We start from the raw sequence: 23330 nt of genomic DNA on the forward strand, positions 1-23330 counted from the left end.
TGCCTTGAGTAATGATACACCTATTTGTGCTGAATTCCTGAATTCTTAGTAATGTCTAATCTAATTCAGGATTTCTAACGTTGAAATATACGAAAAGGTTCACGAAATGACTCTTACTACTGTTTTATATTAGTTTATAGATATTCTCATTGAGTATTACTACACAAAGTACGTGTATTATGACCATTCAGATGCCCCAAAAACAGAAGTGGCTATTCCTGAATCTCTCTTTTATGCTTTGGTTTCTTTTTCCAGGTTAGCACAACCCCCACCAATGTTACAAAAATAGCTATAAAGGAAAGGATAGCAGGAAGTTCTCCAAGGATAAAAAATGCCAGAATGGTGGCAAAGACTGGCTCTGTAAGAATGAGCGTTGACAATAAAGTCGGGGATACAAATTTGACTGCATAATTCAATGAACCGTGCCCCATTAGCTGCGGACCAATGGCTAACCCTAAACCCACCCAAAAGACAACAGGAGGAATTTGATCAGGAATCCCTTCAACAATCAATAATATCGAAACACAGGTTGCAGCTGCATATCCATATACAGGAAATACATACCCCAGCCAGGATCGATTTTGGCGAATTTTTCTTCCTATTAAAAAATAGACTGCAAAAATGGCCGCCGCCCCAAAAGCCATTGCATTGCCAAGCAAAGGATTTTCAAACGACGACTCCGCATTATAATCGGAGATACCCAGCAATACAGAACCAGCAAAAGCAACGAAAACACCAATCCAGACTGTTGGCGCAAATTCCATTTTATAAAGTGCCCGTTCCGCAATAATTAGCATGATGGGGTGAATGGTCACCAACACTGAAGCTGATGCAACTGAAGTATAATAGAGCGAGCTGATCCAAAGCATGAAGTGCAACCCAAGTGCTATTCCGGCAAACGCCATCCATTTTGTTTCATTACCGCCGGACTTCACATCATACTTCTTACTCTTCTTTTTATAGATGTAAAATGGAAGCAGCATCAGAAACGCTCCAACGGTTCTGATAGCTACCAGTAAAAGAGCAGAGTGACTGGTAGCAAACTTTACCAATATCGGAGCAAAACCAAAGGTAGATAGCCCAACGGCAAGAACCAGATACACTTTAGCTTTGGAATAATCCTGGCTCAAAATACTCCTATCGAATTCGATCCATTGAACGAACCAGTTCTTCGTCTTTTTTGATAAAGCGCAGAGCTAAAATCTGGAATACCAAGCCCAGAAAAACAAACCCCGTTCCAAGAGCTTCATCCCATAAGTACGTGCCGATTCCACCTAACGAAAAGAGCACTCCTACACAAAATCCAAGCCCTATTACCTGAAATAGCGAAGATCTTTTGACCCAGGACAACTGTTTTTTGCGGTTATTATAAAGAAAAATAGAAAGTACGTTTAAAATTATAGCTATAAGTAGTGAACTGGCCAATCCAATGCCAATCCAAAGCTGGGGGTCACTCATGGCCTTTTCATAAATAGCCGTAAAGTAAACCGATAGATTAAGGATGGAAGCTAATGCCAGAAATATTGTTTGAAGTCGTTGTATCACAGAATTTAATTTTAAAGTTTTCTTTTAAGATAAAAGTTTTCTCAAACAAAAAAGCCCGCTTCCTGACCAAAAGGAATGCGGGCTTTAAAATAATCAGCTGATCGTTTTAACCTGCTGTAGGTTCCAATGATGGAGTTTTTTTAGCCCCGCCATTTAGCTCACTTTGGTCTTTAATAATTCCTGGCTCAGTGGTGCCAAACATAGTTTCATTTAGTGATCGGCGAGTTCGTTCGATAGAACTGTACAGCACCGGCACCAGAATCAGAGTTAAAGCTGTAGCAAATGTAAGACCAACTATTACGGCAATCGCCATTGGCCCCCACCAGGCTGCTTGCTCACCGCCCATATAAATATAAGAGCCCATGTTGGTCAGAAATTCAATCGGGCTTCCTACTAAGACAATGAAGTCGAAGTTGAACCCAATAGCCAAAGGAACCAAACCAAGAGTGGTTGTAATAGCCGTAAGGATTACCGGGCGGAAACGAATTTTACCAGCCTGAATAAGTGCGTCTCTTAAGTTCAATTGATCTCTTTCTCTGAGGATGTCCACGTAATCAATCAATACAATAGCATTGTTTACTACAATTCCCGCAAGCGAGATAATCCCAAGAAAAGCCATCAAACCAAATGCCATCTGGAAAGTAGCGAGTCCATAGAATACCCCAGCCATCGACATTATTACCGAACTGAGAATGATTAACGGTTTAGCTACCGAATTGAACTGAGATACCAGAATAAAGGTGATCAAAAACAATGCAATAAGAAAAGCAATTCCCAAAAACTCAAAGGATTCATCCTGCTCCTGTTGCTGTCCGGTCCAGCCATAATTATATCCCTGAGGCAGATTTTCAAGGTAATCGGAAAGCACGCCCTGAACTTCAGCTAACACGGCATTGGCCTGATAGCCGGAACGAACGTCCGCACTGACTGTTATCACTCTTTCCGAGTCTTTGTGGTTAATACCACCCAGTCCATCGCTAACTTCCCAGGTTGCTACTTCTGAAAGCGGAATTTGATTACCCTCATGGAAGATAGTCAGATCACTAAGCGTACTCATGTCATCCCGGTATTCATCACTCAGGCGAACAATGATGTCATACTCATCCTTACCATCCCGGAATTTTGACGCTTCAACACCATTAATAGCCTGGCGAATAGTCATTCCTATTACATTGGTATTCAATTCATAAAGTGCTGCTTTCTCCCGGTCTACTTCAACCTTCACTTCAGGCCGCGGCTCAGGGAGGTTTGATTCTAACCCATCCATTTTTGCAAAAACAGAATCTTCCTCAAGAATGGTTAACACACTATCCGAAATTGCTGACAACTGATCCATGTCTGAACCATAGATTTCTAAGTTCACAGGCTTGCCAGTGGGCGGACCATTGGGTGGTTGCTCTACGGTAACTTTCGCACCTACAATATGTTCTGACATATGATTTCTGAGAAACTCCATGGCTTCAAATACATCGCCTTCACGCTCCTGAAAATCTACAAAGTTCAATGCAACTGTACCTTTATTAGGTGTGTTCCCTCCTCCACCTGAACCAGGATCAGCTGTTATGCTAGCTCCGGATGTGGCAAGTACGCTATTGATGTCCACATAATTGGGCAGATTTTCAACCCGGTCTCGGACCTGATCCACAATGCTTTTGGTAAATTCTACATCAGAACCGATTGGAGTTTCAACTTGTATGTAAACATCTCTTGGCGGAATATCTTCCGGGAAAAACTCTGTACCAGGGTTAAATGCTATCAACACAAATACACTGGAAATAAGTACGGCTACAGAAATACCAATGGTACTTTTTCGGTGATTCAGCGCCCAAACAAGGGAAGATTCATACTTATCAATCACTTTATTTAAACCATCTCTTTGCCACCAGCGGCCAATCGGTTCCAGGAAGTATTTATTACTAAGCCAGAATGCTACTCCTAATACAATCAGCATCATCCAGCTTACGAAGCTCGATAGTAATGCTATTACCGCAAAAAATGCGACACCGCCGAATAAAATTCGCTTGCCGTTTCGGGTTAATGTAGCTCTGTTTTCTTGTCCATCAACCTTCATGAAAAGAGCACAAATTACCGGGTTAATAATCAATCCAACAACAAGTGAACTTGAAAGTGTGATAATCAGTGTTTTAGGCAGAAAGCTCATAAACTGCCCTACAACTCCCGGCCAGAAAACCATCGGCGCAAAAGCAGCAATAGTCGTCATAGTTCCAGCAATAATAGGTACGGCAACTTCACCGGTTCCCTTCTTCGCTGCTTCAAAATTATCATACCCTTCTTCTAAATATCGATAGATGTTTTCCACTACTACAATGGCATTATCTACCAGCATACCCAAAGATAAAATCAGCGAGAAAAGAACAATCATATTCATGGTAATGCCTACCGCAGACAGCACGATAAATGACAGAAACATAGATAGCGGAATCGAAATTCCTACAAAAGATGCATTTCTGACCCCGAGGAAAAAGAGCAGCACACCCACTACTAAAATCAACCCGGAAATGATGTTATTTTCCAGATTGCTCACCATGTTTACAACATCAACACTTTGGTCGTTAGTAATAGTGTAAGTAGTTGTCGGAGGAAGTGTTGCAATCGCTTCATCCAGGATTGCCTTCGTCCGTTCGCCGGTTTCAAGAATATTTTCCCCGGTTCGCTTTTTCACGCCAAGCGTAATTACCGGAGCTGTTCCTAATTCGGAATAGCTTTCCCGTTCTTTAAATCCAAAGGTAACTTCCGCTACATCCCGGATATAGATTGGACTTCGTTCTTCACCCTTTACTACGATATCCTCTAAAAGAGCCGGATCTTCGTACTGGCCGGGCACACGAAGTAAGAACTTCTTGGTACCCACAGAAATATCTCCACCGGGAACAGTTACGTTTTCGGCGGAAATAGCCTCAATAATATCACCAAAAGTGATCCCATAGTATTTCATTTTGGCCAGATCTACATCCACCTGAACTTCACGTTCAAGCGCCCCTGTCAGATCTACACCCAGTACTGAGGGTATAGCTTCAATTTTATCCTGGAGATCTTCAGCAATTTCCTTGAGTATTTCTTCGTCATACTCTCCGGAAAGGTTTACATTCATAATTGGAAATTCAGACAAATTGATTTCCTGAACTACCGGGTCTTCTGCATCCTCTGGCAGCTCCGGTTTAGCTAAATCTACTTTTTCACGAACCTTTTGCAGTGCATCTTCGATGTCAACGCTGGGCTCAAATTCCATATTGACACTGGAATATCCCTCTGAAGATGTTGAAGTCATCGTTTTAACATCTGAGATATTACTCAGCTCATCTTCCAGTTTTCGGGTTATCAAGCTTTCCATATCCTCCGGAGATACTCCCGGATACACCGTTACCACAAAAATATTGGGAATATTAATGCTGGGGAAGCTCTCTTTAGGAATGTTGATGTACGATACAATTCCCATTATTGCAACCAGTGTAATCAATACCAAAACACTGATTCTGTTATTTATGGAAAAGGTAGATAACCAAAATTCCTTACGGTTATCCTCATCTGGCAAGGAAGCACCGTTTACATTTTGTCCGTTCGATTGTTGATCGGTACTCATAGTAATTTCCGAATAAAATTAATTTACTGCTATTTCTGTGTTAGGCGATTCCTTCACGGTAACCCTCATTCCTTCATCTAAAAAAGCGGAACCTATCGTAATAAGTTTATCCCCTGAGCTCAGCCCTTCTTCAATAATTACATCCGTTTTATAGGAGGGGCCCAAGGTCACCATTCTCTCTTTTGCTACTGCATCTCCACTCTCATTTTCACCAAGTACATATACCACATAACCATTTCTGGTGGAGTAGATGTACTCTTCACTGATAAACAAAACACTATCTCTTTTTAAAGTATTTAACCTGAGATTAGCTATCATATCTACCTTATATTGTTTTGCCTTTGGAGGAAGAGCCACCTCAATTCTAAATGTCCTGTTTTGAGGATTAATACTGCTTCCCGTGTAGGCAATCGTGGCATTCAGCGTGTCAATTTCCTGAGTATCAAACCATACTTTTAATTGATCACCAGTCTGGACCACATCAGCATAGCGAGCTGGAACCCCTGCTGATACAATGTAATCGTCAGAACCAATGAGTCTTACCACGGGCGTGCCTGCAGATACCATTTCTCCAACCTCTACCATTTTGGATTCAAGTGTTCCTGTAAATGGTGCTTTGATGTTGGTATTAGCCAGGTCAACTTTTATAGATTCAAGAGATGACTTTGTTTGCTCATAATTATATTTGGCGTTCAGGTATTCGATCTCCGAACCAACACCATCCTCTTCATATACTCTCTTCAGGCGTTCGTAGTTTTCTTTGGCTTGACTTGTCAGAGCCTCTAGTCTAGCTTTTTCCTGCTTGAGTTTAGCATCATCTATTTTGATGATGGTCTGCCCTTTACGAACTTCTTCTCCTTCAGAAACGGCATAAGACATTACCCGGCCGTTTACTTCAGCAGAAATCATGATATCGTTGGAGGTTTCTACCGTACCAATAACCCGCACAAAGCTGGTAAAAGTACCGGGAGTTAAATCCTGTGTTACCACATTTACTGATTTTACCAGCTCCTCTTCACCTTCAGCCTTTTCAGCGTCTTCACCTGAACATGCACTCATTACCAGTATCAATGAGAGGGCGATTAAATAATTAAATTCTTTCATTTTAATTGTGTTCTTTTCTTTTCTGTTAAAAATCATTCTACTTCCAATTCCATGGTATCTACATAGGGTACCTGACCGGTAGCCAGATCATACTGCGCTTTGGCACTCAGGTATTCAAATACCATCAGTGCATAATTCACCTCAGCCTGCCGCACCTGAACCTCTGCATCGGTAACTTCTATTTGTGAACCAATCCCATTTTTCAGCCTTGATAATGCCCGCTGATATCCTTCTTCAGCTTGCTCAAGAGCCTGCTTCCGGGCTTCTGCTGTTTCAAAGCTTTTGTTTAATTGTTCTGCAGCCGATGCTACTTCGTTTTCAGCGGCCAATTCTGCTGCTCTGATTTGCTCTTCGATATCTTTGCGGGCAATTTGTGCTCGCTGCACATCCGAAACCCTCTTGAAACCTTCAAATATTGGCAGGCTGACATTTATACCCAGTGTTTGAAATCTTGTGTTATTTTCAAAAAAGGTAGGCGTACCGGGCTCGGCTGCACTCCATTGCATATTGTAAGATGCAGTAATTGTTGGAATAAACCGGCTTTTTACCGCCTGAATTTCTTTTTCGTTCAAGTTTAATCGTGCATCCAATACCCGAACATCTCCGCGATCATCAATAAAAGAAGAAATACCCTCTTCCTGATTTTGATAACTGTATGGATTCATCTGATCAACCTTTTTGATCTGTGCATTCTCATCTTCTTCAACATCTTCCGATACAATATCGAAAGCATTCAGGTTTCCTTTCACTGCAAACTCTACACCCAACGGAAGGCCCAACGCCACTTTCAGGTTTCGGTAGGCTTCATCAACGGCATATTTGGCCTCAATTAATTGTGGGCGCTGATTACTTAGCTGAACTTCCAGCTGGAGCACTGCATACTCATCCACTAAACCAGCTTGCTGCCGGGCTTTGTTCTCTTTCAGGTTTTGCTCAATGCGCTTGATTTGGGCTTCTTGCAATCGTAATTGCTCTTTAGCCACCAACACCTGATAATACGCCACTCGGGCCTGGGTAATAATTTGTTGTGTAGTTGCGCGAAGATTTTCCTGCTGAACCGTTTTAAAGATTTCTGAGGTTGACAGGCCTACAAAAACCTCACCCCTGAATATATTTTGAGTAACAGTAAATCCTCCCTGCCAATTATTATCTGTTCCAAAAGCTACTGGAATCAATTCATCAGGGTCAGCATTTTGGTCGAATATCACGGCAGGAATGAAGTTTACAGGCACTTCAAAATTCCGGGTATAATTCATGCTGGATGATATATTCGGATATACTTCACTATAAGCGATATCAACAAGCTCGTCTGCATCTTTTACCGAAAGCAAAGCACGATTTACCTGAGGATTATTGGCAACGGCAACTTTAATGGCATCTTCTAAAGTGAGTTCTGCATCCGCGAAAAGAGTGTCCCCTTTTACCTGAGCAAATGAAGTTGATTGTAAGAGCAAAAGCAATCCTGTTACAAGGAAGGTAATTCTCATAGGTGAGTGAGTTGTCATTAGATTAAGAGTTCTGAAAATTGGTTTAAAAAGCGGTGGCTTCTACGGTTTTATTTAGATTCAGTTTCAAAAATTGACTTAGAGTCAATATCTACTTTGCTTTCATCAGTCGCTATTCCCCGGCCTATCAGTTTCATATAGCCTTCAAACAAGGAATTCATCTCAACTTTGTTCTTTTCAAGAAGCTGAAAATGAGGTGTATTCTGATGCAAATAAGCCAGATTCACCATTCCATGCGACGTACTCCAAAGAAGTATTGCGAGTTCCTTAGCGTCATAGGTATTGTTGATTGAACCATCCTGCATACCTATCTGAATAGCACGAACCATACTTGTAAAAGAAGTATCCATATTGGATTGACACATTTCTATGTAACCACTTTCAGCAAGCTGATCCGTGTCTTTTAGATTATCAAAAAAGCGCATGGAGCGGAAAAACTCGGGATGTGACCGGACAAAATTCAGAAAGGTTGCCCCAATTGTATATACCATTTCTATCCCGGGCATGTCTTTCGTCAATACATCTGAGATCTGCTTTGAAAGCATAACTGTTGCCTTATTGCAAATGCCCAGCACCAGGTCCGTTTTATTTTTGAAATAGTGATAAAGTGACCCCTTGCTAACCTCCGCCCGCTCAGCAACTTCATCCATATTCAGATGATCAAGTCCCTTTTCGAGAATCAATTCCTCAGCCGATTCTAAAATCAGCATCTTTTTCTGTTCTTTCTCGCGCTCTTTGCGCTCTGATGTTCCCATATATTGACTTTGAGTCATTTTTTGAATTAGGGTCATAAAACTACTGACATTTGTAATTAGTTCCCAACATTTTTTAAATAAAAAAATCATTATCTGATCATTATGATCAACTGATGCACCCAGTCTTCTGCTCTAAGAAAAAGTTCGGTTTAAAACAGCTTAAGCCTTACCTTTTCGCCTCACCAAAAAACCCAATACTTGAAGCGACCTTACTTAATTGACCTCAGCCTGATTCTTGTAGCTATTATCTGGGCTTTAAACTTTAGCATTGTAAAAGTATCTCTGCGCGAGATGGATCCCTACAGTTTCAATGCGCTCCGGTTCATTTTCGCCACAGTTTTACTATGGTATGTAGCACGTAAAAGAGGGCACACTCTTAAAGTTGAAAAAGAGCATTTCTGGAAATTGGTAGGCATTGGAACTGTTGGCAACCTCTTTTACCAAATGTTTTTCATTATTGGTGTGAACTACACCTACGCCGCCAATGCAGCAGTAATGCTGGGTACCATCCCCATTTGGGTGGCATTACTCTCTCAATTTTTCACCGATGAAAAACTTACCGCTCTGAAAGCTCTTGGTGTTTTATTTGCATTCGCAGGTGTTGCTTTTATCATAATGGGGGGACAGGGAACACTCTCTTTTGAGTCCGAAACTTTTTTGGGTAACATCATCACCCTTATAGCTGCTGTTTGTTGGGCCACGTACACCATTCTCTCCAGAAAATATTTAAGAGTTTATAGCCCCATACAATATTCAGCATTTATGTCGGTTGTGGGACTAATTGCTTTGTTAATAGTAGGATTGCCATTTTTGGTAAAACTAGACTGGAGTAACATTTCATACATTGGATATGGAGGGGTTTTCTACAGTGGAGCTTTGTCAGTAGGCCTTGCATACATAATCTGGAACAATGGAGTTAAAAAAATAGGAGCGGTTCGCACAGCTGCTTATCAAAACCTGGTACCAGTATTGGGACTTATATTTGGATTGGTTTTATTAGGTGAAGAACTCTCACTTCTTCAATATATTGGAGCGGGTTCAGTAATTACAGGTATTGTGTTAGCAAGATTAAATTCCAACCTATTTAAGAAAACTAAATAACTAAAGTGAATATCAATTTGAAAAAGATCACACTCCAACTTTTCAGGACATTTCTGTTTTTAAGCATCTTAAGCTTTGCGTTTAACCCTGCTTTTGCGCAGAATAATCAGAACAATAGCCAAAGCGGGTCGGGTTTAAATCTCAATTTCGACATTTTTGACGGTAGCTATTACTCAGATCCTCTTGGGATACAGCTTGCTGCGCGCCAGCTTCCTTACGATGAATCTATTGATAAAAGCACCTATATACTAGGCGTCAATGACCTTCTCTCAATCAGAGTTGAGGCCTCAAAGAACTTTTTTATACGTGGCGTCATGGTAAACCCGGCAGGAGATGTGATTATCCCTTCTATAGGGCCTGTAAATGTAGATGGCTTAACAATCACTGAGGCAGAGCAAAAAATTAAAGAAGAGTCAGAAGGATATGTAAAAAATGCATCCGTGGTAATTACGCTCGAAAGTCCAAGACCCATCTATATTCAGGTAACCGGAGGGGTTCCATTTCCCGGAAAGTACATGATACCTTCGCAATCCCGGGTTGACCAAGCCATTTACTCTTCTGTAACAGATGGAAGCCGGGACTTAAGAAATGCTTCTTTGTCCAATTCAAGCGATTTTTTGACCAAAGGAAATTATGCTTTTCGGGATGTTAAAATAGAGAGAGAAGATGGTTCGGTTGAATACGCTGACCTTGTTTCTTATTTCCGCATTGGGGATGCAAAATTCAATCCCAGAGTAAATGATGGAGATGTTATTACACTCAAGAATAAAAATATTGAGACCCCAAAAGTAAGTATTTCCGGAGCTGTTAAAACAGACTATGAATTTCAATATATAAAAGGGGATACTCCTGCAAGGTTGTTGAAAATTGGCGGTGGCTTTGAAGTTATTGCCGACACCAGTTACCTGATGGTTTTTCGACGAACAGAAACGGGCGCAGAAAAAATCACCGTTGAACCTGAAAACTGGGATGACTTTCAGCTTCAGCCGAACGACCGGGTGGTTGCCCCTTTCAGTAATGAAAAGAATACTTCTGCATCAGCCTGGGTATATGGTGAAGTTGAAATACCCGGAAATTTTCCAATCTATTCAGGAGAAACAACTGCCCTTGAATTGCTGGATCTTTCCGGCGGACTAACTGACAATGCTTTGCCCCAGGCAGCTTACCTGATGAGAAGCGGCGGGTTTCGAAATGAAATCCCGAACAAATTCAATGCCGACTTAATGCGCCGGACGTCAGATCAGGTAATTCAGGGACTTGAATACCTGGAGGCAGAAACCAAGCTTAGCCAAAACAAAGTATACATTGATCTCAACGACGAAAGTCAGCTTGCCGGCTTAAAGATTTTTGATGGGGACCGGCTCTATATTCCAAGAGACGAAAACACTCTTTTTGTATTCGGGCAGGTAAATAACCCAGGCTATTTCCCTCACACACCCGGAGCTAACGCTATGGACTATGTATCCCGCGCCGGCGGATTTGCGCTATCTGCTGATAAAGACCGCGTATTTGTTATCAAAGCAGGTAACGCAACGTGGTATCGGCCAGGTGAAACAGAGATACAATCAGGCGACCGTATTTTTGTTGACCGACAACCAGTTGAAGAACTCAATGCATTGCGAAGTTACCAGATACAGAAAGAAAGCATCAAGAATACCCGTATACAACTTATTATGACCGGTATTTCAACTATTACTGGTATTATAACTACGTATGTAGCAATTCAGAATATCCGCAATTAATCACCTCTTAGTCCAGAAAGTGAAGTTTGTAAGATAGAATTGCAGTGACTGCAAGCATTTTAGCTGTCACATTTTTCTTTTTATAGCAATACGATATATCGCTTTTTAACTCTTGGTCAAGTTCAACCAAGGTTCTGTTTTGGTAAATTTTTTCCAAACTCTTTGCGAAATCAGGATTCTGACGATACCATTCCTCAAACGGGTTCATATTCTTTTTGTCAAAACCTGCTTTACGCAATATGTAGTTCTGAGCCCTGTTTTTGAAAGCCAATGCCTTTTGAATGGGGTTGCTGGAGGGCTTCGCTTCGGTAGCAGCCCAGTTATAAGATGCTAACTGCGGTTGACAATTGTTCATCCAATCCAGATAAATAGCTTCTTTTTGCTTAAACCTGTCAGGAATGCTTAAACAGTATTTAAGCAATTCTTTATTGTAAAATGGAGATGCCGAATCAGCCATATGTGAGCAACACCTATCCCCATTCATAGTTCCATTTATCTGTCTATGCTCTAACGAAAAAACCTCAACATCAGCCCCATCAAACTCATCCTCTTTCATCTTTTGGAGAATCTCAATTTTTGAAAGAATATAAGGATCAGCGTTAAAGAATAGTTTTTGGTATGCATTTTCTATATTCGTGTCCTTTAGCGTAAATGAACCAAATAATACATCACCGATCTGACCTGTATGAAGCAACCCTCGTTTTGAAAAATCTACCTGCTGAAGAGCATATTGTTGATGGGCTGCTCCATAATATCCTACTAATCCGTCGTTGGCTTTTACGAATTCGTATTCCTTTTCAACTAAATAATCTCCATTACCCATAGAAATGAAGTGATGTGAAAACCCAAGGTCTTCCGCAATCCGGGCGGCTATTTTCTGATCCGGAGTATCCGGCTTTGAAAAGGTGAGTGAGCGAATTTTATTCGTAGTAAATTTAGCTCCCAGCATGGCGTTAACTCTGGAATCGAGTCCGCCACTTAGCAAGGTTATATGCTCATGAGAATACTGCTCATCTTTCGCCCATTCTTTTTGTACAGCATCAAGTATTCTTTTATTGATCTCCCGAATATAGTCTTTCTTTTTACCTTTCTGAGGTCGCTTTTCTATGCTGAAATATTTTTCCTGCTTAACATCAAAAGAGTTTAAATCCACTGAAGTAATTGAGCCATACGGTAATTTTTTAATTTGCCGTACCGGGGTGAGGCTCTCCAGCATATAACCACAAGAAAGCAGACACCGAAACCCATCGGGGTCCGGTGTAATAAGAAGCCCGGCATTTCGTACTGTTTTAGAAATAGCCTTTAACTCGGACGAAAAGAAAGCAATTTTTCGCTCTTTACTATGGAAGAAATACAATGGTTTCGTGGAAAGATGGTCTGTAAAAATGTGGAGCTCATTTTCATTGCGGTCATACACAAATCCACAAAACTGTCCCTCTAACTTTCCTACAAATAAGATACCCGTTCGCTTATACTCCTCAAAAACCCAGTTCCTGAAGTCGCCTTCCGAATGGAAGCAAAAGCCTTCCAGCCCTATAATTAGCCCTTCATTTTTAAAAATAAACCGGTCTTTCCCAAGGCTTCCGAGAGTACTTCTTCCATAGGTGAAGTCTTCTTCGCTATGTTCTTCATTAACGATTCCAGGCTTGTCATAGCTATAAAAATGCTTGTAGATTTCTTTCTCAAAAACCTCCTTATTTGACAATAATCCGTAAATACCTGCCATTATTTAAGCTTCTTGGTTAAAGAGAAAATCCATATTAGATTCAAGAATTGTATGAAGATACTGGCGGAACTAAACAATATTAGTGCCAGATACACGCCACTTAATTTTGCCCCAATAATCAATCCAATAACCCGAGACACAAAAAGTGCAATTTCAAAATAAAAGGATTTATTGTGCTCATTGAAAATGAGTGGAATATATGTCAGAGGGGAAATCAGAAAGACCACAAACAGAAACGGTGCTAAAATCTGCACAAATTGTCCCGATATAAACCACTCCTGCCCAAATACAAATTCAAATATTTGTGGCCCAAAAACAGTCAGCAAGCTAAATGGAATTATTGCAAGAAGAAACAGTCGTTTAAGTGTTTCTTTAGTATAGTCTCTGAGATTTATATTCTTGTTATACATTTCAGAAACCTTCTGGCTTACCACCTGGTAAAATGCCTGACCAATAAGCTGTACAGGTACTACACAAACCATATAACTGAGACCATAATGACCTACCGTATCTTCAGTAAAAAAGTATCCAATGAGTACCGGTGTTGCACTTAATGATAAGTTATTGACCAAAGCATGAGGTGCATTTACTTTAAGAAACTTCTCGTACTTTTTTATTAAATACCCAGCCCTTTTAAAAGAAAAAGCAGAAGAAAGGTAGTTATCTATTTTGCTTACTTTAGCCGTTAGATAAGCAGAAGAGAATAACTCTCCAGAAAGTTTACCAACTATTAGTCCACCATTTAAAACTCCCAAAAACCCCAAACCAACCTGTATCCCTCCGGTTACAACAGCTTTAATGGTTTTACTGACTGATATGGGACGATAAAGCTTCTCTCTATTCAAAGCATTTTGCCCTGCTTGGAAAATCACAAAGAGAATAATATTCAACGGCAGTAAATAAATATATCCCCCCATAGAAACTACGTTAATTAAAGAGAGCAACTTTTCGTCAAACAAAATGAGGATCAATACCAAGAACAAGCAGACAGCCACTGCTATCGAGACAGCTATTTTATATAAATGTTGGGCATTATATCTGCTTTTGGCAATTAAGATAGCATAATCATACCTGCCGGTTGCAAAAGAAGCTACCAGTGAAAGCACGGCAAGGTAAATTGTAAATACCCCAAAGTCGCTGGCCCCATACAACCTGCTGATAATAGGGGATACTAATACTGGTATAAACATTGAGAAGCTGTTTCCAACTATCAGAGTGGCAATATCCCTTATATCATTGGGGATTTTTTCGAATATGGCTTTCATTTATTCAGCTTATATTCTGTTATATTTTTGAAGATGCATTCGATATCTGCATTAAATCTGAATTAATTTAATCTGATTAGCCTTGAAAATAGCTTTAATTAGCCACCTTTTCCCAACTGAACTTCATCCTTTCCATGGAAAGTTTATTAAAGATCAGCTTGAATTACTTCAAACCGACTCTAATATTCAGGTTGAATTAATTGTACCTACTCCCTATTCGCTTCCTTTCACCGAAAGAAATAGAAAAAATAATTCCATCCTGATTACCAAAGCTAAAGCCTCAAGGTTAAAATACCTTTCTTTCCCTGAAAAAAGATTCCCAAGAATTATAGCTAGATCTATTTCAAATACAATCACAAACTTTATAGATCGTTCAGAAGCCGATGTCATTCACATTCATTGGCTATATCCTGATGGACTTGTTATCCCAGCATTAAAGGAGATGGGTCTTAAAACGGTATTAACAATTCATGGAAGTGACTGGTATCAAACCAGAAACGACCCTGTACTTGTCGACTTACTTGAGAGTTCTCTAACTACTGCAGATAGAATTTTGTATTCAGGGCCTTTACTTAAGGATGATATAGAAGCCGAATATCCATTTTTATCTTCAAAATCTGAGATTATTTACAACCTAGTTGATGATGGGAATTACCATCCTGTAGATGATGAAAAAAAATCAGTACTCAAAAAAGGTCTTGGCTGGGATCCTTCTAAAAAACACGCTTTAACAGTAGCGAATCTCAGAAAAGAAAAAGGAATAGATATTTTACTTGAAGCTATTTCTTCAACCGAAGACTTCTCAGACATACAGTTCCATGTTATCGGAGCAGATGATAAAACTGATTATTCGAAAAAAATCAGACACCAAATTCAGAACACTTCTCAAGCTGATATAGAGTTAATGGAACCTGTAAAACCCCATGAACTGCTCAAACTTTACCAGGCTTCTGATTTATATATTCTACCCAGCAGAAGAGAAGGTTTCAATGTATCCATTCTTGAGGCAATGGCTTGTGGGTTACCGGCAGTTTGCACGGATGTGGGAGGAAATAAGTTGATAATTTCAGATAAAACCGGATTGATATGCCCACCAAAAAATGCAAATCTGCTTGCTCAGGGAATAAGATCTTTAGCTTCTGCACTGAATCAATTTAATTCAACTCATATTCATAACACAATTGCTTCTCTGTATGGAAATAAGGCTTTTCTCCAAAAACTTAAATCCATTTACGCTTCCCTTTATACAGATAGCTCACGATAAAGCTGCAATAGCTTTTCTTTTTCTTTCTGCCAATTATATTTTTCTTTTATTGCTTTCATCCCATTTTGGCCCATTTTTTTTGCCTTATCAGGATTAGCCAACAAATAGTTGATAGCTTCTGCAATTTCTTCAGGGTTAGCATGATCAACGATGATACCACAGCTGTTTTCATTTATAATTTCCTTCCATAAAGGAACATCTGAAGAAATTACCGGTATTCCTGCCATCATATATTCAAACAACTTTACAGGCAAAGATCCCATATGGCTTGGAACCTTCTCCAGAGTTAATAATCCAGCTATTGCACCTCTGAGTAGAGTACCCGCCTCTTCCTGACAAATCCATCCCATATGTTCCGTATTTCTCCAGCCTTTCTTTTTCTTCAGTTTACCCAACAGACCATCTTCAGAAAATGTACCCGCTAACTTAAATGTTACCTCATCATCCAGATACTCCATAGCTTCCACCATTCCTGGTATACCTCTTCTTGAGGTTAAATCACCAATATATACCACATATTTTTCGGAAGCATCCTGTTGTAGCACTTGCTCACTATAGTCTTCGTAATCAGGATAATTTCTGATCTCGACCACCTTGGTATTATCGAATCTCTCTGTAATTGATGGCACTACTGTTATTACAGCGTCAAACCTTTTAGCACTGAACTCTTCAATTTTTTTAATACTCTTTGAAAGCTTATTCCTTAGCCAAAATGGAATCCAGTGTTTGGTTAAAACATCAAGCGGTACATCTTCATGTACATCATAAATCACCTTATAACCAACAAGTTTTAAAAAAAGCCCAACTACTATTAGCTCAGGGTCATGGAAGTGAAAAATTGTGTTTTTTGGGTAGTCAATGGCTTTTATAATTAAGGAAGGCAGAGTGACAAATAATCGATGTACTTTTGTCTTTGCTAAAGGAATAGACTTAACCGACACTCCATTTTTTTTAAAATCTTTTTCTGCCTGAATTATTAAGTCTACATCATATCCTCTTTCTGCCAAGGAAGAGGATATTTTATAAAACACCCTCGCGTCTCCTACAACATGAACAGAAGATAATTGTACTACCTTCTGCATAAGTAAAGATTTAAGTTATCCATTCTCACCACTTAATTTTTTTGGAAAAAAGGAGCTTCAATTTCTGATATCCAAACCCGAAGAAGTGAGCAACATGCATCACTAATAATGAAACGAATGCTAAAATTGATGTTATCAGAATTCCTGGCTCTCCTCTGCTATCAGAAGTCCATATTTCTTCTACCAACTTATTCTGATTCTCTATCGTTACTCTTATTGATTCAAATAAAAAAAGGAAAAATAGAGCCGCTAAAATATATGTCGAGCCTAATGCCCTGTTCAGAAAAATGTTATCAGCCAAGAGTAATAAGACTACCAAGCTAACAAAAAAGAATGGAGCTTTTGATCTGAACGGTATATTACCGTTATGCAGTACATTAGTGACACATCGCCCCCGACCGTAGGAATAATACTGCTTAAATAGCTTTAGAAAGTTAGTTCGAGGGTAGTACCATATTTTGATTTCCGGACTAATATATATTTTACCTTTAAGTTCTTCGGTGATTCTAAGGTTTATTTCACTATCCTCATTTGTGTGGTTTGCTTCTGAAAACCCGCCTAGCTTTTTGAGGTCAGCCAACCAAAAACAACCCAAAAAAACAGTATCCGAATACCCTTCGAAATTTTCATTCATATATTTAGCGCCACCATTCCCCAAAAAGCTCTTAGAAGCCATCGCAATGCCCGCCTGAGTATAGTTCTTCGCTATATAGCGTTGAGTTCCACCCGCATTTTTAGACTTACTTTTGAGTAGTGCCTCCACACTTTTCTCAATAAAGTCTTCCGCATATATACAATGGCCATCTGCTCTTAAAAAAATGTCGCCTGACGCAGCATCAATAATTCTATTTAAACCATAAGACTGATACTTATCAGGATTATCTATGAGCTTGACTCTGGAGTCTTCCTTAGATAATTTTTGAACTATTTCTTGGGTATTATCGGTACTTCCGCCATCAGCTACAAAAATTTCAACTAAGTTCGCGTAACTTGAGCCTAAGAATCCCTCAATCACTCTCCTGATATGACCCTGTTCATTAAGTACAGGAATACCTATTGTTACCGATGGTTTTTTGTTTTTCTTATTCTCCAAATCAATTTTTTTTCTTCAAATGGTATTAATGTGCAGTAATTAACTGCCGGCCAATTCCTTTTTTCCAACTATTCCTTGAGAGTTATTCCTTTGTAATACCTTATTTGTTGCAAATATCAGCCCAATAACAACAAATAATATACTGTCAAAAAACATACCACCTAAGAAATTGTAGAAAACAAGGTAGGAAATAAAAGTAGCAAATAGTGCTATAGCAATTGTTCTTGTTTCGGAATTCAAATCGGTATGCTGTATAGATTGGTAGGCCCTTCTCCCAATGTGAAAAAGAATTAACATAAAAATGGCAAAGCCAATAATGCCAAGTTCAGCAAAGACACTATAAAACTGATTGTGTGGTTCATAAATGCCCAACGTTGTCTCTGGCGGGTGGTATGTTTTGAATACAGTTGAAAATCCCTGAAATCCAATCCCCATCAGATAACTATCCAAAATAATAAGAACCGCTGTTTCTGCTAACAAAATTCTAAACTTGGAAGAGTCATCAGAAGCTCCAGCAAAAATGTCTATAAACCGTTCCAAAAAGCTCAACGTAAGTTGCTGAACGGTTCCACTTATTGAAAAAGCAATAGCAAATGTTATGCTCATAAAAAGAAGAAACCGATAGTTTTTGCTCAAGAACATTAATACCCCAATGCCCAGCGCGATAGAAACCCATGAACTTCTGGAATAAGTTAGCAAGACGGAACCTATTATGACGAGAATCAATCCAAATATGACAAACTGCTTACTTGTTTTACGTGCTTTATTGAAGTATGCAACCAGCATCATTAAGGGAAAAGCATAGTTAATAGCAAAAATATTCGGATCTAGACCTTCTGCCGAAGACCGCATAAGCTTGCCAGCACCCTGGCTGGCATAATTATAAGCAGCAACATCAGGATTAAAATAAATTTGGACAAGGTTTTGAGCTGCTATCAAAACAGCAACGCCGATTGATAGGTAAGAAATCATTATCAACTCTTTTGAACTATCTACTGAGTTATAAATCAGATAAGTCATCCCTAATAATACAATCAAGCGAACCACATAAATGAGTGCTTCCTCTCTGTCGGGAGTATAGGTTATAGAGAGAAAAATTATCCCCAGCAACACTAAATAATACCCTTCAAGCCCATACAATTCGATCTTCCAATCACCAAAAATAGCTTTCTTAGCTACAAAGAAAAGAAATGTTAAACCCAGCATTATTTGAAAAGGTGAAGCGGGTAAAGTACTCCCTTCTTCTCCGACAAAAATTACACCGGTCAATAAGGCCCCAACTAAAAGCGGCGCTACAAGAACTACCCCATTAAAAAGGCGATCAATGGTCAGCATTTCTAAAACTTAAAGCCGAAGTAAACTGTTGATAGCGCTTGTAATCCTGTGGATTATCTTCTTTCCATTTATCAAAATAGATCTTTAGAAAAGCCAGGATAAAGCCAAAAACAAAAGCAGCAATCATGATATAGGCTCTTTTGGGACCATATTTATAGGTTGGCATCACAGCATTGTCAATTACCATTAAACCTGATGTCGCCTCCTCAAAACTTAGCTTTTGCTGCTCGTATTGAGGATATAGCACTTTATAAATTTCTTCTTGTACCATTACCTCTCTGTATCTCCTTAGGTACTCAACGTATAGGGCGGGCATCTGCTCAACAGGTTGGAAAATATCAAACTGGCTACCGGTAGTCTCCAAGCCTTCTCCAGATCCTTTAATCAGATTATTATATCGCCTTTCGAGCGCTCTTTTTTGGGTTCTGAGATCCGTTAGCTTAGAACTATTTTCTCCCAAAACATCCTGTAAATAGTTTATTTGTATATCCAGCTTAACCAGCTCTGTCCTTACTTCAGCTATTGCTCCGATTTGAGCTGCAGCCTGCTCTTCTACTTCCAGAATGCCATATTTACTTTGGAAAGCCACTAAACTATCTTCTGCAGCTTCCATATCAGCAAGGTTTTGCTCCAGCCGATTCTTAATCAGCAAGTATCCATCCTCTACATTCTTTTTATTCAGCTTTTGGACGGTCGAATCAACAACTTCATAATATCTTTTGACTACATTAAACACCCTCTCAGGTTCATCTCCGAGGTATGCTAATTTTAAAGCAATGATAGAATTAAAACCTATACCTCCTTCACGGATGTCTTCAATTTCTATACTACCATCAAACATCTTCCGTAATGCTTCTGGAATATCTGTTCCGTAAACTTCGTCAAGATTAAACTCTTCAATCAACCGATCTTGTATTTCTGTGCTTCTTAGCAATACGAGTACCTGTTCAGCTGAGATACTGCCTCCTCCCATCTTAATGTCGGCCAACCCATTCAACAAGCCACCACCGGAAAGATTAATGGAATTGCCATCAGTAACAACAAACGACACTTCTGAACGGTAAGTTTTCGGCCATATAAAAGCTAATACCGTTCCTAATATGGTAGCTGTTAGAACTATTATAGCAATGGTCTTTTTTCTTAAAGCCAGGGTTGTGGCTACATCAATTATGTCTACTTTTCTTTCGTTGCTCATTTCTTTAATTAAACTCTGTTTCCACCACTTAATAAATATAAAATTGCCATCCGTACCGCTACCCCGTTTGTAACCTGATCTAAAATCACTGCACGATCGCTGTCTGCTACTTCACTTTCCATTTCAACACCGCGATTTATAGGGCCGGGGTGCATAATTTTAAACTCGGGATATTTTTCCAGATGAGAAAGTTTTATTCCAAATCGTTCATGATACTCTCTCAGCGAAGGAAAAAACTCTGTGCCCGATTCCTGCCGCTCAAGTTGTATCCGCAGGGCCATGGCGATATCACACCAAGCTAATGTTTCTTCTAAAGAATAGGAAACATCTACTCCCATCTGATCAACAAAGACAGGTATTAACGTTTTAGGACCGCATAATACCACTTCTGCTCCCAGCTTTTTCAAACCAATAATGTTAGATCGTACTACCCGGCTATGAGCTATATCCCCGATAATTGCAATTTTCTTTCCTTTCAAATCAGGATGAATGGTCTGCATGGTAAACATATCCAGTAATGCCTGTGTGGGATGTTCATGGGCACCATCCCCTGCATTTAGAATAGCCGCATCCACACATTTAGTGAGAAAATGCGGCACTCCCGGGCTTTCGTGCCTTACCACCACCATGTCAATTTTCATGGAGCTGATATTGCGGATCGTGTCTTTCAGCGATTCTCCCTTTTTGGTGCTGGACGAACTTGTCGAGAAGTTGACTACATCTGCACCCATTCTTTTTTGAGCAAGCTCAAAAGAAAGTCGCGTGCGGGTGCTATTTTCATAGAAGAGGTTTACAATCGTTTTGTCGCGAAGGGTTGGCACTTTGGGAACCGGCCGGTCTAAAATTTCCCTGAAGTATTTAGCCTGTTCCAACACGTATCGTATATCGTCAGCAGAATAATCAGTAAGACCAAGCAGGTGCTTTTGATTGAACTGATATTCTTCGGAAGGGTTACTCATTATTTGCTACCTCCACCTCAACTACATACACGGCATCTTCACCATCTAATTCATTCACTTTTACGCGCACTTCTTCGTTTTCATAGGTTGGAACATACATTCCCATAAAATCAGCAGAGATAGGTAACTCCCGGTGGCCACGATCAATCATACAGCAAAACTTGATACTTCTTGGTCGTCCATAGGCCATGAGTGCATCCATAGCTGAGCGGACGGTTCTTCCGGTATAAAGCACATCATCTACCAATACAATATCACGATCATATAAATCGAAGGGTATTTCAGTGACTTTAACTTCCGGCATTTTGAGTTTAGAGCGGTAATCGTCCCGGTAAAAAGTAACATCCAACACTCCAAAATCGATGTCTGTATTGAACGACTTTTTAATCTCTTGCACAATGCGTTTACCGATATGCACGCCACGCGTCTGCATTCCGATTACAGCAAGTCGGGAAAATTCATCATAACCTTCCAAGAATTGATGGGCAAACCGCAGGTAAATGCGATTCAGGTCTTCGGCAGTCATGATTTGTGCTTTCTTCAAGCGGAATTACCTTCTTTTTTTGAATGCTAAAGTTAGCGTTTGTGATCAGTAAATGCCAAAGGAAAGTATCTATTCCTCAAACAGTATATACCTCAATGAAACGCTTTCTCTGCATTAGAATGTTAGCGATTAATGTAAAAGGATATCTAATAATACCGGGCAACCAAAGTAACCTTTCTTTTAGCTCCTAATCTCGGTATTATTGGCACCCTAAAAATCGCTTTTAATACTTAAAAATGTATCCATGAAAATACACGAGTATCAAGCCAAAGAAATTCTTGAGAAATATAATGTCGCTGTTCCTGCAGGAATTGCAACAACTACCGTTGAAGAAACGGTTAATGCTGCCAAAAAACTGAAAGAAAATGGGGCTTCCCTATTTGTAGTGAAAGCTCAAATCCATGCCGGTGGGCGTGGTAAAGGCCGCACCAAAAAGAATAATGCCAAGGGTGTAATCCTCTGCAAAACCATTGACGAGGTTAAAGAAGCAGCCGAATCTTTACTGGGTGATGTTCTTGTAACGATCCAAACCGGTGAAGAAGGCCAGCTGGTGCAGCGACTGTATGTAACTGATGGTGTAGACATCAAGTCTGAGTTTTACCTGGGTATTTTGATGGATCGGGCGGTTAGCAAAAACGTGATCATGGCTTCTACAGAAGGCGGCGTTGAGATCGAAAAAGTAGCTGAAGAAACCCCTGAGAAAATTGTTAAGGAATGGGTGGAACCGGGAATGGATCTTCAGCCAAATCAGGCAAGACGAATTGCTTTTGCGCTTGGGCTGGAAGGAGAGGCACTTAAAAACGGCATCAAATTAATTCACGCACTTTACAATGCTTATGAAGAGACGGATTCTAATATGTTTGAAATTAATCCGCTCATCACCACACCGGATAACAAAGTATATGCCCTGGATGCCAAAGTAACTTTTGACGACAACGCTCTTTATCGCCACAAAGACCTGGCTGAACTTAAAGATGAGTCAGAGGAAAACCCGTTGGAGCTGGAAGCTCAAAAGTATAACCTCAACTACATCAAACTGGATGGAAATGTAGGTTGTATGGTTAACGGCGCCGGACTAGCAATGGCTACTATGGATATTATTAAGCTGTCTGGTGGTGAGCCTGCTAACTTCCTTGATGTAGGTGGTGGAGCTAATGTCGAAACTGTGAAAAATGGATTCCGCATCATCCTTGAAGATAAAAACGTGAAGGCGATTCTTATCAACATCTTTGGTGGTATTGTGCGCTGCGACCGAGTGGCAAACGGCGTTATCGAGGCTGTGAAAGATCCTGAAATTGCTGAAAAAGTGAAAGATGTACCCATTATCGTTCGCCTTCAGGGAACCAATGCTAAGGAAGCTAAAGAAATTATCGACAATAGTGACCTTAATGTGATATCAGCTGTACTGCTTAAAGAAGCAGCAGAAGAGGTTTCTAAAGTGCTGGCTTAAACAGCAAACTGTCAAAATTAAACAATTCTAAGCCTGATCTGTAAAAGATCAGGCTTTTTTTATT

The 23330-nt window shown here is 39.9% G+C and carries 18 protein-coding genes; 4 read left to right on the plus strand and 14 right to left on the minus strand.

Annotated features, from left to right (window positions below):
- Positions 1 to 212 precede the first annotated feature (212 nt).
- The 6 genes from RIB15_RS04630 to RIB15_RS04655 all read right to left on the minus strand — a co-directional run bounded on the left by RIB15_RS04630 (position 213) and on the right by RIB15_RS04655 (position 8510).
- Entirely contained in the window at positions 213 to 1130 is a 918-nt protein-coding gene (locus tag RIB15_RS04630) for a DMT family transporter (RefSeq protein WP_350200980.1), read from the minus strand.
- Positions 1131 to 1137: 7 nt separating this feature from the next.
- Positions 1138 to 1545, minus strand: coding sequence for a DUF4293 family protein (locus tag RIB15_RS04635; RefSeq protein ID WP_350200981.1), 408 nt, complete (start codon positions 1543 to 1545; stop codon positions 1138 to 1140).
- A gap of 106 nt (positions 1546 to 1651) precedes the next feature.
- Positions 1652 to 5146, minus strand: a complete 3495-nt coding sequence (locus tag RIB15_RS04640) for an efflux RND transporter permease subunit (protein WP_350200982.1) — start codon at positions 5144 to 5146, stop codon at positions 1652 to 1654.
- 18 nt (positions 5147 to 5164) lie between these two features.
- A complete protein-coding gene (locus tag RIB15_RS04645) occupies positions 5165 to 6250 on the minus strand; it encodes an efflux RND transporter periplasmic adaptor subunit (protein WP_350200983.1) in 1086 nt (361 codons plus the stop codon).
- Positions 6251 to 6282: 32 nt separating this feature from the next.
- Positions 6283 to 7737, minus strand: coding sequence for a TolC family protein (locus tag RIB15_RS04650; protein WP_350200984.1), 1455 nt, complete (start codon positions 7735 to 7737; stop codon positions 6283 to 6285).
- Positions 7738 to 7805: 68 nt separating this feature from the next.
- On the minus strand, positions 7806 to 8510 hold the full coding sequence (locus tag RIB15_RS04655; protein ID WP_350200985.1) for a TetR/AcrR family transcriptional regulator: 705 nt from the start codon (positions 8508 to 8510) through the stop codon (positions 7806 to 7808).
- 198 nt (positions 8511 to 8708) lie between these two features.
- Between RIB15_RS04655 and RIB15_RS04660 the strand changes: the two genes are divergently transcribed.
- Both RIB15_RS04660 and RIB15_RS04665 read left to right on the plus strand, forming a co-directional pair.
- On the plus strand, positions 8709 to 9611 hold the full coding sequence (locus RIB15_RS04660; protein WP_350200986.1) for a DMT family transporter: 903 nt from the start codon (positions 8709 to 8711) through the stop codon (positions 9609 to 9611).
- Between the two features lie 17 nt (positions 9612 to 9628).
- A complete protein-coding gene (locus RIB15_RS04665) occupies positions 9629 to 11353 on the plus strand; it encodes an SLBB domain-containing protein (protein WP_350200987.1) in 1725 nt (574 codons plus the stop codon).
- A 7-nt stretch (positions 11354 to 11360) separates the two neighbouring features.
- Here RIB15_RS04665 and RIB15_RS04670 read toward each other — a convergent pair whose 3' ends face one another.
- Together RIB15_RS04670 and RIB15_RS04675 are read right to left on the minus strand one after the other, a co-directional pair.
- Complete coding sequence (locus RIB15_RS04670; protein ID WP_350200988.1) at positions 11361 to 13079, minus strand: asparagine synthase-related protein; 1719 nt, start codon at positions 13077 to 13079, stop codon at positions 11361 to 11363.
- The gene (locus RIB15_RS04675; protein ID WP_350200989.1) at positions 13079 to 14344 is read right to left on the minus strand and encodes a lipopolysaccharide biosynthesis protein; all 1266 of its coding nucleotides are present in this window, start codon (positions 14342 to 14344) and stop codon (positions 13079 to 13081) included. The genes RIB15_RS04670 and RIB15_RS04675 overlap by 1 nt, the downstream gene beginning before the upstream one ends.
- A gap of 82 nt (positions 14345 to 14426) precedes the next feature.
- On the opposite strand from RIB15_RS04675, the gene RIB15_RS04680 reads away from it, so the two are divergent.
- Positions 14427 to 15608, plus strand: a complete 1182-nt coding sequence (locus RIB15_RS04680; RefSeq protein ID WP_350200990.1) for a glycosyltransferase — start codon at positions 14427 to 14429, stop codon at positions 15606 to 15608.
- On the opposite strand, the gene RIB15_RS04685 is transcribed toward RIB15_RS04680, so the two are convergent.
- Genes RIB15_RS04685 through pyrR form a run of 6 tightly spaced genes read right to left on the minus strand, consistent with a single transcriptional unit; the run spans position 15587 to position 21816 of the window.
- Entirely contained in the window at positions 15587 to 16690 is a 1104-nt protein-coding gene (locus RIB15_RS04685; RefSeq protein ID WP_350200991.1) for a glycosyltransferase family 4 protein, read from the minus strand. The genes RIB15_RS04680 and RIB15_RS04685 overlap by 22 nt on opposite strands.
- Before the next feature lie 25 nt (positions 16691 to 16715).
- Complete coding sequence (locus RIB15_RS04690; protein ID WP_350200992.1) at positions 16716 to 17783, minus strand: glycosyltransferase family 2 protein; 1068 nt, start codon at positions 17781 to 17783, stop codon at positions 16716 to 16718.
- 39 nt (positions 17784 to 17822) lie between these two features.
- Positions 17823 to 19118 carry an O-antigen ligase family protein gene (locus RIB15_RS04695; RefSeq protein ID WP_350200993.1) on the minus strand — a complete coding sequence of 432 codons (1296 nt, stop codon included), beginning with the start codon at positions 19116 to 19118 and terminating at the stop codon, positions 17823 to 17825.
- On the minus strand, positions 19105 to 20313 hold the full coding sequence (locus RIB15_RS04700) for a GNVR domain-containing protein (RefSeq protein ID WP_350200994.1): 1209 nt from the start codon (positions 20311 to 20313) through the stop codon (positions 19105 to 19107). The genes RIB15_RS04695 and RIB15_RS04700 overlap by 14 nt, the downstream gene beginning before the upstream one ends.
- An 8-nt stretch (positions 20314 to 20321) precedes the next feature.
- A complete protein-coding gene (locus RIB15_RS04705) occupies positions 20322 to 21272 on the minus strand; it encodes an aspartate carbamoyltransferase catalytic subunit (protein WP_350200995.1) in 951 nt (316 codons plus the stop codon).
- Positions 21265 to 21816 (minus strand): bifunctional pyr operon transcriptional regulator/uracil phosphoribosyltransferase PyrR, encoded by a 552-nt coding sequence (pyrR, locus tag RIB15_RS04710; protein ID WP_350200996.1) that lies wholly within the window; start codon positions 21814 to 21816, stop codon positions 21265 to 21267. Before pyrR ends, RIB15_RS04705 begins: the two co-directional genes overlap by 8 nt.
- Before the next feature lie 244 nt (positions 21817 to 22060).
- Here pyrR and sucC point away from each other — a divergent pair, with 244 nt between their 5' ends.
- Entirely contained in the window at positions 22061 to 23266 is a 1206-nt protein-coding gene (gene sucC, locus RIB15_RS04715) for an ADP-forming succinate--CoA ligase subunit beta (protein ID WP_350200997.1), read from the plus strand.
- Positions 23267 to 23330 lie beyond the last annotated feature (64 nt).

Source organism: Gracilimonas sp. (assembly GCF_040218225.1).
Taxonomy (GTDB): domain Bacteria; phylum Bacteroidota; class Rhodothermia; order Balneolales; family Balneolaceae; genus Gracilimonas.